The 13101-nt window shown below is 60.3% G+C and carries 10 protein-coding genes; all 10 read right to left on the minus strand.

What is annotated here, in order from left to right:
• Positions 1-268 precede the first annotated feature (268 nt).
• Positions 269-733: a hypothetical protein gene (locus CVS27_RS17610; protein ID WP_103467164.1), complete on the minus strand. Its 465-nt coding sequence runs from the start codon at positions 731-733 to the stop codon at positions 269-271.
• Positions 730-1641, minus strand: a complete 912-nt coding sequence (locus tag CVS27_RS17615; RefSeq protein WP_103467165.1) for a PIG-L family deacetylase — start codon at positions 1639-1641, stop codon at positions 730-732. Before CVS27_RS17615 ends, CVS27_RS17610 begins: the two co-directional genes overlap by 4 nt.
• A gap of 126 nt (positions 1642-1767) precedes the next feature.
• Positions 1768-3555 (minus strand): ABC transporter ATP-binding protein, encoded by a 1788-nt coding sequence (locus CVS27_RS17620; RefSeq protein WP_103467166.1) that lies wholly within the window; start codon positions 3553-3555, stop codon positions 1768-1770.
• 4 nt (positions 3556-3559) lie between these two features.
• Positions 3560-4573 (minus strand): ABC transporter permease, encoded by a 1014-nt coding sequence (locus CVS27_RS17625; RefSeq protein WP_103467167.1) that lies wholly within the window; start codon positions 4571-4573, stop codon positions 3560-3562.
• On the minus strand, positions 4566-5492 hold the full coding sequence (locus CVS27_RS17630; RefSeq protein ID WP_103467168.1) for an ABC transporter permease: 927 nt from the start codon (positions 5490-5492) through the stop codon (positions 4566-4568). The genes CVS27_RS17625 and CVS27_RS17630 overlap by 8 nt, the downstream gene beginning before the upstream one ends.
• A gap of 205 nt (positions 5493-5697) precedes the next feature.
• Positions 5698-7332 carry a peptide ABC transporter substrate-binding protein gene (locus tag CVS27_RS17635; protein WP_103467169.1) on the minus strand — a complete coding sequence of 545 codons (1635 nt, stop codon included), beginning with the start codon at positions 7330-7332 and terminating at the stop codon, positions 5698-5700.
• Positions 7333-7598: 266 nt separating this feature from the next.
• On the minus strand, positions 7599-9515 hold the full coding sequence (gene typA / locus CVS27_RS17640) for a translational GTPase TypA (protein ID WP_103467170.1): 1917 nt from the start codon (positions 9513-9515) through the stop codon (positions 7599-7601).
• A gap of 280 nt (positions 9516-9795) precedes the next feature.
• On the minus strand, positions 9796-10440 hold the full coding sequence (locus CVS27_RS17645) for a hypothetical protein (RefSeq protein WP_103467171.1): 645 nt from the start codon (positions 10438-10440) through the stop codon (positions 9796-9798).
• A 65-nt stretch (positions 10441-10505) separates the two neighbouring features.
• A complete protein-coding gene (locus CVS27_RS17650; RefSeq protein WP_103467172.1) occupies positions 10506-12296 on the minus strand; it encodes an ABC transporter substrate-binding protein in 1791 nt (596 codons plus the stop codon).
• Between the two features lie 198 nt (positions 12297-12494).
• Positions 12495-13031: a DinB family protein gene (locus CVS27_RS17655; RefSeq protein WP_103467173.1), complete on the minus strand. Its 537-nt coding sequence runs from the start codon at positions 13029-13031 to the stop codon at positions 12495-12497.
• Between the last annotated feature and the right edge of the window lie 70 nt (positions 13032-13101).

A 13101-nucleotide genomic window follows, 5' to 3' on the forward strand; every position in this document is an offset into this window, starting at 1 on the left:
TCCATGAATAATTATCTCCTCCTGCCCCACCAAACATGAATGAGAAAAACTCTCTCACTCAAGGCTGGCACGTAGGGGATACGGGGTGTTTTTCCCTAACGCTCGCGCAGTTACGACAAGTAATTGGGCGACGCCCGCTCACTCAGTGCCCACGAGATTCCGGCCTCACAGCCATGTGCCGACGGAATCCGGTATCCGGCACCCACTGCTGCAGGAGCGTTGGGGAAAAACACCCCATAACTGAAGGAGCGTTGGGGTTGAGGGAGGGCTACTTCTTGGGGATCAGAAGTCGCCAGACAACCAGTGCCACCAGGGGTGTGGTGAAGGCAATGCCGTAGAGCCACACACGGCCCTGCAGGTTGTCGATGATCATGCCGAAGGAGCCCCCCTGCATGGAGAGCAGCCCGGCGGTGAGGTAGGCGGCGGCCCCGCAGAGCACCACAACCCAGGAACTCTTGCTCCACAGTCCAACAAACAAGCTCACGGCGGCAAGTAATAGCAAGGCCAGTGCCGCGCCAATGGGAATCAGCGCCCCGCCGTCGAGATGCCAGAGGTGGCCGTGCAGGGAGGTGCCCAGCAGCCCGCTGCCCACACCAGCACCGGCAGCTGCGGCCAGAACTGCCCACCGGCGCGGCGGCGGAAGAACGAACCGGGACTTTTGGGCCCGGGCGGGTCCGGGCTGCCCGGCCCCTGTCTCAGGTCCTTGAGTGCGTGCTTCCAACGGTTCGGTCATGGTGTCTGCGCCCCATAAATCAAGGCCGGATCCACGGCAACAAACTCTTCCAAGGCCGTGATGTCTCGCCACACGTTATCGGAGAGGGCAAAGCGCTCCCCCTGCACAGTGATTTGGGTTCTGTGGGCCTGCATGGCCGATTTTTTGGCGGCCAGATCGCCCTGGACGGCAAGCCGGGCCACGTCAGCTGGCAGTTCGCGCTCCGGGCGGTCGCTGACAATGGCGTAGATGGCCGGCACCACCCAGCCGGAAGGTTCAGTCGATGGCGTTGCAGCCGCCTGCAGGGCTGCCATGGTCAGTTCATGCGTGCGCACGTGATCGGGGTGGCCGTAACCGCCGTCGGCAGCGTAAGTGACAACCAGTGCAGGACGCAAGGCCCGGATGGCTGTGGCCAGCAGATCCGCCGTCTCCGCAAGGGGCGCCTTGGAGAATGAACCCGGCAATACCGTTGACGCGGCCGCGGCTCTGCCATCGGACCCCCATTGCATGCCCGAATCCCGGAAGACCACCGGTCCGCCGCTGGGCGCCGTGAGGCCCTGGCCCAACCAAATATGTTCTCTGACGCCCAGGGCATCTAGGGCCGCGGCCAGTTCGCGTTCACGTTCCAACGCCAACCCCGTGCCGTCCGCCGCTGGAGCGCTGCTGGTGTGTCCGACGTCGTGAGCGCCCGCTGCAATGTCGGCTGCCTTCACTTCCAGGTGGGCCAACTCCGGTGGAATCACTTCACCGAGCTCCCCGCGCGTGCAGGTCACGAGAACCACTCGGGTCCCGGCAGCGGCTGCAGCTGCCATGGTGGCTCCCGTAACAATGGTTTCGTCATCCGGATGGGCGTGCACAAACAAGGCAGTGACATCCGGGCCCATACCGGGCAGAAGGTGCTCGAAAGCAGTGGCGGCGTTGTTCTCCATATCCACCAATCTACTCGCTGGCAGCAGCGCTGCCCCAATGCCGGTGCGCGACAAATGCTGGCGCCGGGACGCAAAAAGCCGGCACACCCGGGCAAGGCCACGGGTGTGCCGGCTTCGTTGCTGGTGCTAGACCAAGAGCGTGGCTCCCGGAATGGCATTGAGCAGATCTTGCGTGTACGTCTGTTTCGGGTTGTTGAATACCTCATCGGTGGAGGCTGCTTCCACAATCCGGCCATTTTGCATGACACACACCTGATCAGCAATCTGGCGAACCACGGCCAGGTCGTGGGTGATGAACAGGTACGTCAAGCCCAGATCTTCCTGGAGCTCGTTGAGCAGGTTCAGCACCTGCGCCTGCACCAACACATCGAGTGCCGAGACCGCCTCGTCACAAATAATGACGTCCGGGTTCAACGCCAGGGCGCGCGCAATGGCGATGCGCTGGCGCTGGCCGCCGGAAAGCTCATTGGGGTATCGGTGCATGGTGGCCGCAGGCATGGACACCTGATCCAACAACTCGCGGACCTTCTTCTCCCGCGACTTGGAGTCACCGATCTTGTGAATCTTCAGCGGCTCCTCAATGGTCCGGTAGATGTTGAACATCGGGTCCAAGGAACCGTAGGGGTCCTGGAAGATGGGCTGCACCCGCCGGCGGAAATCAAAAAGCGCCTTGCCCTTGAGCGTATTCACCTCGACACCGTCAAAGAGAATACTGCCCTCGGTGGGCGCCAGCAGGCTCAACGCCATCTGTGCCACAGTGGACTTGCCCGATCCGGACTCACCGACAATGGCCATGGTGCTGCCACGCTTGACGGTGAAGGAAACATCATCAACAGCCTTGAACTGCGAGGACTTGCCCAGCGCGCCGCGGAGCTTGAACTCCTTGGTAAGGTTCTTGACCTCCAAGATGGTGTCGCCCTTGCCCGCGGGCTTGCGTGCTTCGGACGACGGCGTGGCGTGGCTGACGTGTACGGGAGCCGGGTGTGCCCCGTCCCCCACGTCGGGAGTCGACTCCTCGATGTCTTCCACGGCAGCGGCCAGCACATCCTTGGCTTTCTGCGACTGCAGGCGCCGTGATGACAAGGACGGGGCTGAGTTGACCAGTCGCTGCGTGTACGGGTGCTTCGGGTTGCGCAAGATCTCCAGTGCGGGACCCGATTCAACCACCTGCCCCTTGTACATAACCACTACTTTTTCCGCCCGCTCGGCCGCAAGGCCAAGATCGTGGGTAATGAGCAGCACTGCCGTGCCCAATTCCGTGGTCATCCGGTCCAGGTGGTCCAGAATCTGGCGCTGCACTGTCACATCCAGAGCAGAAGTGGGCTCATCGGCAATCAGCAAACGGGGTCGGCAAGCCAGACCAATGGCAATGAGCGCCCGTTGGCGCATGCCGCCGGAGAACTCGTGCGGGTACTGCTTTGCACGGGCCTCAGCATCCGGCAAGCCGGCCTCGGAGAGAACTTCCGCCACTCGGGCCTTGGAGTTGCCGTCGTCGAGCCCGTTGGCCTTCAGCGTCTCCTTGACCTGGAAACCAATCTTCCAGACCGGGTTCAGGTTCGACATGGGGTCCTGGGGAACCATACCGATGGAGTTGCCACGGAGTTCAATGATGCGTTTTTCACTGACGTTGGTGATGTCCTCACCATCGAAAATGATCTGCCCGCCGCTGACCCGGCCGTTACTGGGCAACAGCCCAATAGCTGCCAGTGCCGTAGTGGACTTGCCCGAACCGGACTCCCCCACAATGGCCACAGTCTCGCCCGGCATGATGGTCAGATGTGCATTGCGCACGGCATTGACGGGCCCATTCTGGGTGTCAAAGGTGATGGCCAGGTCCCGAATTTCAAGAAGCGGCGCATCGTCGTTGCGGGAAGACCGGGAATTCACGGGCGTACCTTTTCCATTTATTGACATGCCGTCACCGCTTCCTTGCTTTGGGATCCAGCGCATCGCGCAACGCGTCACCGAGCATGATGAAGCTCAAGACGGTGATGGACAGTGCCACGGCGGGCCACAGCAGCACACCGGGGTTGTTGCGTACCTGTGGTTGGGCTGCAGCGATGTCATTGCCCCACGACATCACCGATTGCGGCAAGCCAAGGCCCAGGAAGGACAACGTCGCCTCGGCAACGATGAACGTTCCCAGGGAGATGCTCGCCACCACAATAATGGGTGCCAGCGAGTTCGGGATCACATGTTTGACCAATGCCCGGAAGGGCGTCAAGCCAAGCGCCTTGGAGGCAGTGACAAAATCGGCGTTGCGGTTCTCAAGGACTGCGCCGCGGGTGATGCGGGCAATCTGCGGCCAACCAAAGGCCACCAACGCGACAACCACTGTCCAAACACTCCTGTTGTCGCGAAAGGCGGGCAACTGGTTGATGACGATGGCGCCAAGGATCAGGGGCAGGGCAAAGAAGATGTCTCCCAAGCGTGCCAGGATTGTGTCGAGCCAGCCACCGTAGTAGCCGGCAAGGGCACCCATGATGCCGCCGATGACCAGCACGCCAAGGGTGGTGAAGATACCCACCATGAGCGAAGCCCTCGTGCCGTAGATTACGCGCGCATATACATCGCAGCCCTGCAAGGTGAAACCGAGCGGGTGCCCGGCGCGGGCACCCTCGGCTGAGTCGTCAAGTGTGCAGCTGGTGGGATCCACGCTGGCAAACCACTGCGGCACCACGGCCACCACCACTACCAAGATGATCAGCAGTGCGGAAATGATGAACAGCGGCTGCTTGCGGAGGTTGCGCCACGCATCGGCCCAGAGGCTCAACGGGGCTGCTTCCTCATCGACCTTGTCAACGGCCGCCAGCGGAGTCTCCTCCAGGGGTGCCACAAAATGTTCAATGAAACGGGTGGAAGTTTTTCCCTGTCGGCTCGCGGGGGTCACCCGGGCGGCAGGATCATTTTCGGGTGTCAGGTTCTCAGACATAGCGAATCCTTGGGTCGAGCCACGCGTACAAAAGGTCCACAACAAGGTTGGCCACCACAAACACAATGACCAAGATGCCAACAACGGCCACAACGGTGGCGCTCTCGCCCTTCTTGATGGCTTGGAAGAGCAGGTTGCCAACACCGGGGACGTTGAAAATGCCCTCGGTGACAATCGCGCCACCCATAAGCCCGCCCAAGTCTGCCCCGAGGAAGGTCACCACAGGGATCAGTGAGTTGCGCAGGATGTGTACCACGACAACGCGGCGGCGGCTCAGGCCCTTCGCCGTTGCCGTGCGAACGTAGTCAGCATTCATGTTTTCGCTGATGGAGGCCCGTGTCAGGCGGATCACGTAGGCCAGCGACACAAGTCCCAGCACCAGTGCGGGCAAGATCAGTTCATTCCACGGCGCGGTACCGCTAACGGTGGGACGGGCCCAACCGAGTTTGACGCCAACCACCAGTTGGAGCACAAAGCCCAGAACAAAGGTGGGGACTGCGATGACTACGAGTGAAGCAACCAGTACTGTGCTGTCAAACAGTTTGCCCTTGCGCAGGCCGGCAATGACACCGAAGAGAATGCCGAAGAAAGCTTCAAAAGCCAGTGCCATGATGGCCAGGCGGGCGGTGACGGGGTAGGCGCGGGCAATGACGTCTGCGACTTCCTGGCCCGAGAAGGTTTGGCCAAGGTTCAAGGTGACAAGATTTTTCAAATACAGGAAATACTGCATCCAAAAGGGCTGGTCCAGATTGTATTGGGCCCTCAATGCGGCTTCGACGGCGGGAGCCATCGGCTTGCCGCCGGATAGGGCGGCAATGGGATCTCCGGGGGTGGCGAAGACAAGGAAGTAGACCAGCAGCGTGGCCCCGAAGAAGACGGGAATCAGCTGCAGGAAACGGCGGATTGTAAACATGACCATTACGGCACCACCACTCCCCGGGTTCCCAATCGCAAAGCATTCATGAAATTACCTGTTCATTAGTTGACGGTACAGGGCGGTTTTCTGCGGATCGCGCATAAGCTGCTGTACGGAAAATAACATATATGTGTGTCGGTGGGGCAGTAAAAGGGGACCCGGCACCAAGGCCGGACCCCCTATTTACTGCGCCGCGGAAGTAAGAAACCTACTTTGCGGTAACTGCGTATAGCAGCGGTTGGCCGTCCCAGCCAAACTGCACTGTGTTGACGTTGTTGCTCCAAACACCCTGGACTGCCTGGTACCACAGTGGCACGGCCGGCATGTCCTTGAACAGGATTTCCTGGGCTTCATTGAAGAGCTTGTTGCCCTCGTCGACGCTGGTGGCAGCCAGTCCTGCCTTCAGCTTTGCATCGAAGGCGGGGTTGGAGTAGTTGCCGTCGTTGGAACCTGCACCCGTGCCGAACAGCGGGCCCAGGAAGTTGTACAGCGACGGGTAGTCAGCCTGCCAGCCGGCACGTGAGGCACCGGTGAGCTCCTTCTTGTTGACCATGGCGCGCATTTCCTTGAACGACGTGACCGGGTTCAGCTCTGCCTTGATGCCCAGATTGGTGGAAATCTGGTTGGCCATGGCAGTGATGTATTCCTTGTTGCCGGGACCATCAATGTTGGAGGTGACGGTGAAAACCTTGTCTGCCGGCCAGGGGCTGATTGCATCGGCCTTGGCCCAGAGCTCCTTGGCCTTGGCTGCGTCGAACTTCAGGACCTCGTTGCCGGGGATTGCCTTGTTGAAGCCGTCCAGGACCGGGGAAGTGAATTCCGTGGCAACAGTCTTGGTGCCGTAGAAGATCTTGTCGATGATCTGCTGGCGGTCAAACGCCATGGAGATGGCCTGGCGGCGCATGGTTCCGGCTTCGCCCTGGAATTCAGGCAGGTAGCTTGGGATGGTCATGTTGGCGTTACCGGCGTAGGGCTGGTTCACGTTGCGGCCCTCAAAGTCCGTGGTGAAGTTCTGCAGACCGCTCGGCGGCACATCCTTCAAAACGTCCAGGGTGTCCGCCTGCACGCTGGTGTAGGCGGCATCAAGGCTGGTGAAGATGGTGAAGGTCACGCCGCCGTTTTGGGCCTTGCGCGGTCCGTTGTACTTGTCATTGGGCACCAGCTCGATGGAAACGTCGTGCTTCCAACCGCCTTCTGCCAACTTGTAGGGGCCGTTTCCGACCGGGTTCTGGCCGAATGCGGCCGGATCCGCAAAGGCGGACTCGGGCAGCGGGTAGAACGCCGTGTAGCCCAGGCGCAGCGGGAAGTCGGACTCGGCCTGAGCCAGTTCAACCGTGAAGGTGGTGTCATCGACAACCTTCAGGCCTTCCATGGTGTCCACGGTGGCGCCCTCGGCGGAAACCGTGTCATAGCCCTTGATCGACTCAAAGAAGTAGCTGTTCAGCTGCTTGTTCTTGGCTGCAGCGCCAAAGTTCCAGGCGTCAACAAAGCTTTTGCCCGTGATGGGCGAACCATCGCTGAACGTTTGGCCGCTCTTGATCTTGATGGTGTAGTTCTGGGAGTCCTCGGTCTCGATGGACTCCGCCAATTCGTTGACGGTCCTGCCGGTGACGTCGTAGCTGACCAGACCGGTGAAGATGAGGTCCATGACCTTACCGCCACCAACTTCATTGGTGTTGGCGGGCAACAAGCCATTTTCCGGTTCGGTGTTGTTGGCTGTGATGACCTTGGTGGTGTCGCCGGTTGCGGTGTTGCCGCTGTCCGTGCCGCCACCACATGCTGACAGGGACATAGCAACTACTGCTGCCAGACCCAATGCCTTGGAAGTGCGTGAGAAACGCATTCCGCCTCCTTGATTTTTTTAATGGTTGCGAGAAGAAACATCCGTGTTGCAAGGTAACCGGGATCGCCGTTGACCCGGATAGTGTTCCAACTCATACCCTATGAGCCTAGCCACAAAATGTTACTAGCAAGTAAACGCGACCACATTTTGAGCAGATCTTGATCAAGATGAGACCTTAAACACAAAAGCCCGCCCCAGTTGCAACTGGGGCGGGCTGTTGTGTTATTGCTATGAGTAGCGCCAGGCGCTACCGAAAGCTTGAAGCGTTAGTTCTTTGCGCGGCTGCGGGCGGCCTTGGCGCGCTCGGAAGCGTCCAGGATCAGCTTGCGGATGCGAACCGACTCCGGGGTAACCTCAACGCACTCGTCTTCGCGAGCAAATTCCAAGGACTCTTCCAGAGTCAGGTTGCGCGGCGGGGTCATGTTCTCGAAGGTGTCCGAGGAAGCTGCACGCATGTTGGTGAGCTGCTTTTCCCTGGTGATGTTTACGTCCATGTCATCGGCGCGTGAGTTCTCGCCAACGATCATGCCCTCGTAGACCTCAGAGGTGGGCTGCACGAAGAAGTTCATGCGTTCCTGGAGCTTGATCATCGCGAACGGGGTGACCACGCCAGAGCGGTCAGCCACGATGGAACCGTTGGTGCGGTATTCGATCGGGCCGGCCCACGGCTCGTAGCCTTCGGAGATGGATGCCGCAATACCGGCACCGCGGGTGTCGGTCATGAAGCGGGTGCGGAAACCGATCAGGCCACGGGCCGGAACGATGAATTCCATGCGGCACCAGCCGGTGCCGTGGTTGGCCATGTTGGTCATGCGACCCTTACGGGCAGCCATCAACTGAGTCACGGAGCCCAAGTATTCCTCGGGTACGTCGATGGTCATGTGTTCCATCGGCTCGTGGGTCTTGCCGTCGACCTGCCTGGTCACAACCTGCGGCTTGCCAACGGTCAGCTCGAAGCCTTCGCGACGCATCTGCTCAACGAGGATGGACAGAGCCAATTCGCCACGGCCCTGAACTTCCCAAGCGTCGGGACGCTCGGTGGGGAGAACGTTCAAGGAAACGTTACCGACGAGTTCCTTGTCCAGACGATCCTTGACCTGGCGTGCGGTGACCTTGTGGCCCTTGACGCGGCCGGCGATCGGCGAGGTGTTGATACCGATGGTCATGGAGATGGCCGGCGGGTCAACGGTGATCAGCGGCAGCGGCTGCGGGTTTTCCAAGTCGGTCAGGGTCTCACCAATGGTGATGTCCTCGATACCGGCAACAGCAACAATTTCGCCGGGGCCAGCGGACTCGGCCGGAACACGGGTCAGAGCCTGGGTAGCCAGCAGTTCGGTGATCTTGACAGGCTTGACGGTGCCATCAGCGCGGCACCAGGCAACGGTCTGGCCCTTGCGCAGGGTGCCGTTGAAGATACGCAGCAGAGCCAAACGGCCCAGGAACGGGGAAGCGTCCAAGTTGGTGACGTGCGCCTGCAGGACACCTTCCGGGTTGTATGTCGGGGCCGGAATGTGATCGATGATGGTCTTGAACAGCGGCTCAAGGTCCTCGTTGTCCGGTGCCGTGCCGTTATCGGGCTGAATGGTGGAGGCGCGGCCCAACTTGCCGGAGGCGTAAACAACGGGAACGTTCAGAACGGCGTCGAGGTCCAAGTCCGGAACTTCGTCGGCCATGTCGGAGGCCAGGCCCAGGAGCAGGTCCATGGACTCGGCAACGACCTCGTCGATGCGAGCATCGGGGCGGTCGGTCTTGTTGACCAACAGGATGACGGGGAGCTTTGCGGCGAGTGCCTTACGCAGCACAAAGCGGGTCTGCGGAAGCGGGCCTTCGGAAGCGTCAACGAGGAGTACAACGCCGTCAACCATGGACAAACCGCGCTCAACCTCGCCACCGAAGTCAGCGTGGCCGGGGGTGTCGATGACGTTGATGGTCATGACCTGGCCGCCAGCGGAAGGACCGTTGTAGGCAACCGTGGTGTTCTTGGCCAAAATGGTGATGCCCTTTTCGCGCTCCAGGTCACCGGAGTCCATGACACGCTCTGCAACGACACCGTGATCGGCAAAGGAGTGCGTCTGCTTGAGCATGGCATCAACCAAGGTGGTCTTGCCGTGGTCAACGTGGGCCACAATGGCGACATTGCGCAGGTCAGTGCGCGAAGCAGTGTTCAGAGAAGTGTCGTTCATGCGTTAAGACTCGTTTCAGTTGGGCCCGGCTGCAGGCCCGGAAGGGCTAAAGCAGAAAGTCACATTGATGGTTGGCCGTGAAGAATCGGCAGATAACACCATTCTAGTCGTACTGACAAATACGGCCTAGTCACTTTATCCCATCTTGGGCGCATTTTTTCCATCGCGTAGCCATGGATCACTCCCCAACTGCTAATTAACCGCGCATTCACGCCTTAAAAGTTCGACGCCGGACACTTCAGCGAGTGATGAAACTCACCCAGGCTGCAAAGTGGATTGCTCAATCACGGAAAGCCGAGCTCACGCACGCCCCCGCATCTTGGCTCTCATCAAGGGCAGTGAGCGTCAGCTGGCCGTCGTCTTGCAGGGGCAGGGCTGCCAGCTGCCTTGAGCCGTCGGCGTTGACTTTCACATTGGCCACGGCTGTTTCTGCACCCAGCCGGTGGCGGCGCACTGTGACCAGGCCGCCGTCCATGGCATGGGCCTCGGCAACCAGACCGTTCACCGTTTGCTCAAGAAAATCTGCGATGTCCATGTCGGCACGCAATGGCAGGCACAGGTACTGGCTCAACGGCCTGAGGAAGATTGCGGCCTTGCCGTGGGGAGAGCTGACTATATAGGCGGGCAATGAAGAAGTGGCACCGTAACGCGTGGCCTCAAACCATTCCGTGGCTGTCGAGAGAATGACTGAGAGGACAAGCGCGCCGTCGCGCAGGTGGATGCCCTCCCCGTCGGCCTCGGCCATATCCCGAACGTGCAGGGTAGCCAACCCGGCGCGGACTAGGTCGCTGTCTTCGGGCAAATCGGCAAGGACCAGAACCTTGCGGCTCAAATCGGCCCCGGGCCCGGGGCCGAAGGAAAGCAAGGCCAGTACTTCGTGGCTGGTGACGCGGAGGGCACTGTTGGGGATTGCTTCGGCGTTCATGAACTCTTCTTTCCTTGGCGCTTCCGGGCAGCGCTCACTGCTGGCATGCGGATGTGCACAACGAGCTAGTTAACGTATGCCCACTGGGCGACGCTCTTCCACGGACCAACGTCCAGTGGAGAGAACTGCACGCCTGAAACGTGCTTGCCTGTGGCGCTGAGGGCCGTGCGCTGGAACAGGGGCAGGCCGTAGGCAGCTTCCACAACCAGCTGGTCGATCTGCATTTTCAAAGCATTTTGTTTGGCATCGTCAGGGTTGACAGCAAGCTGTTCGGTCAGTTGATCCACCACTGTGTTGGAGAAATTGTTGAGGTTGGAGACGGCTCCCGTTGTGAAGACCTGAGGCACCTGAACAGAACCCGTGGGGTTGCTGGTCCAACCATAGAGGGCCACATCGAAGGCCCCTTCCTTCAACGCAGCGAGCCATTGCTTGGAGTCTTTGCCCGCATCGGTGACACTAAATCCTGCCAGCGTGGCCGAGGCGGCGATCAGGGAATACTCCTTGGCGCGGTCGGGATCGTCCTTGTTGTACAAGATGCGCACAGTGGGACTAGCGCCGGCCAGGAGTGCCTTGGCGGCTACCAAGTCCACTGCAGCCATATCCGTGGTGCCGTTGCTGCGTGCGGATTCCTTGTAAGGAACGTGTACGGGGTTGAACACAAATGAGTTCAGTACCTCAGCGTTGGAGTCAAGGGGCTTGGCAATCTGGTTCACGATCTCCTGGCGCGGGACCGTGTGCAGGAATGCACTGCGCAAATCTGGTGGCGACAAAACACCCTTGAAGTTCAGCACCAACTGGTCAAAGCCCAAGCCCAAGCCTTGCTGGACTTGCACCCCGGCAGACTTCAGCGCTGCCAGCGCACTGATCCGTTCTGCACTAGCAGCAGGTGTGGCCACATCGGCAGTTCCAGCTTCAAGCGCTTTTATCTGCTTGTCGGGGTCGCTTTCATAGTGGACGGTCAAGGTGTCCAGCTTGGGCACATCCCCCCACGTGTAGTCCGCGTTTCGGGTCAGGATCAGTTCTTGGTCCGCGGTAACTCCCTTGACCAGGTAAGGCCCGTTGGACAGCGCCAAGGTCGGATCAGGCATGGTCTTGCTGTCAAAACCTGTGTTCCAGAAATCCGCAACCTTGCGCAGGGCCGGATTGGCGGGGACGGGTTTTGCAGGATCTCCCTTGGGCACGGACTGCAGCAGTGCAGTCAATGCCTGCGCATCCTTAAGCCCTGTTCGGACGGCCACAATGTGGGCCGGCACGTCCACGGAGGATCCGAGGGCTGTTTCCCAGTCGGAGAACGGGGTGGTGTAGGTCAGGGTCAGCGACAGTCCGTCGTCACCGATGACGGGAAGCTCCGTCTTGGCCAGGCCCGTGTTGTCACCGGCGGCGTGGAAGTAGGCCGTTCCTGCCGTTACGGCGAAATTCTTGTCCAAGGTGGCATCGTTGAAATATCCCGACTCCGAAGCCCACTGCAGGAACAAGTCATCGGCCGTCACCGGGGCGCCGTCGGACCATTGGACACCGCTGTTGATGGTGTATTTGATGGTGAGGGGCTTGTCCTTGACCATCTCATACTTGCCAAACTTGTCGTTCTTGATGATCTTCAGGTCGCTGCCCACGGAGTTGAACCCGGAGTGGGTGGCAGAAGCAATGCGGGCGTTGGTCAGGGTGTTGCCTGTGACGCTTGTGGCGTTGAACGAGCTGAAGGGGGAACCCTCAAGAACAGTGACATTCCCGCCGGCCGTTGACGTGGCGGAGGTTGTGGTCTGGTTGGGGGCCGGGGGTGTGCCCGTGCATGCCGCCAGGGCCAATGCAAGTGCCGCGGCCGTGGCCAGTACTTTGGAAATGCGTCCGGGCCGCATTCCACCTCCAAGTTCTTCGCTTCAAAATGGGCTTTACGGGAATTCAACGGCGACTCGCCAGTCCCTTGGAACAATCCTGCTTTTCAGCGTACCGCAGCGTTCTGAACAGGAGCTGTGGAATGTCCTAGCTCAACGGATGAATGTGAGCATCGACTCACGGCCGGTGCAGGCGCCCAGTCCAGCATCCGACGTCGTACATCAATACCCTGTTCGGCCGTCAACACATTCGCGCAGCAGGTCCACGTGCCCCAAGTGGCGGGCGTACTCCTCAATCATGTGGGTGTATACCCAGCGCAGGTTCAGCTGCTGGCCGTGCCGGAGCGCGGGCAGGGGTGCGTCGAGGTCCGTGACGGCGGCGGCCAGCTCCCGGACGCTGGCGAGTTCCTCCGTGTAGGCGGCCACGTCGGCCAGTGCCTGCGCTTCGGAGTAGTCGTTGAAGTCGGCGTCGGAGTTCTCGGCCTTGTAGCGGGCAACTTCTGCGCTTCCGGCCGCCACATTGGAAAACCAGTAGCGCTCCACATCGCTCAGGTGGCGGACTATGCCGGCGATGGTCATGCTCGACGGCGGGACGGCGGCTTGGCACAGTTGGCTCGCCGTCAGTCCGCCCACCTTGATGGGCAGGGTCGCCCGGTAGAACTCCAGCCACGCCTCAAGGGACTCCCGCTCCCCTGCCATGAACGGCGGACCTGTTCGGGTGTCGGGCAGTTCCGGTGTGCGTTCCTCAGGTGTGTCCATGGCCTAACTTTTCCACACATTGGACCGATTGGCGGGAGCTTGTGGCCGCTAGGGCTATTCGGCGGAGACC

The sequence above is a fragment of the Arthrobacter glacialis genome, from assembly GCF_002909445.1.
Lineage (GTDB): Bacteria > Actinomycetota > Actinomycetes > Actinomycetales > Micrococcaceae > Specibacter > Specibacter glacialis.

Coding starts and splice junctions, on each gene's coding strand:
- CVS27_RS17655 (WP_103467173.1), bottom strand. CDS start 13,031: ATGGACACACCTGAGGAACGCACACCGGAACTGCCCGACACCCGAACA.
- CVS27_RS17610 (WP_103467164.1), bottom strand. CDS start 733: ATGACCGAACCGTTGGAAGCACGCACTCAAGGACCTGAGACAGGGGCC.
- CVS27_RS17645 (WP_103467171.1), bottom strand. CDS start 10,440: ATGAACGCCGAAGCAATCCCCAACAGTGCCCTCCGCGTCACCAGCCAC.
- typA (WP_103467170.1), bottom strand. CDS start 9,515: ATGAACGACACTTCTCTGAACACTGCTTCGCGCACTGACCTGCGCAAT.
- CVS27_RS17650 (WP_103467172.1), bottom strand. CDS start 12,296: ATGCGGCCCGGACGCATTTCCAAAGTACTGGCCACGGCCGCGGCACTT.
- CVS27_RS17620 (WP_103467166.1), bottom strand. CDS start 3,555: ATGTCAATAAATGGAAAAGGTACGCCCGTGAATTCCCGGTCTTCCCGC.
- CVS27_RS17635 (WP_103467169.1), bottom strand. CDS start 7,332: ATGCGTTTCTCACGCACTTCCAAGGCATTGGGTCTGGCAGCAGTAGTT.
- CVS27_RS17615 (WP_103467165.1), bottom strand. CDS start 1,641: ATGGAGAACAACGCCGCCACTGCTTTCGAGCACCTTCTGCCCGGTATG.
- CVS27_RS17625 (WP_103467167.1), bottom strand. CDS start 4,573: ATGTCTGAGAACCTGACACCCGAAAATGATCCTGCCGCCCGGGTGACC.
- CVS27_RS17630 (WP_103467168.1), bottom strand. CDS start 5,492: ATGGTCATGTTTACAATCCGCCGTTTCCTGCAGCTGATTCCCGTCTTC.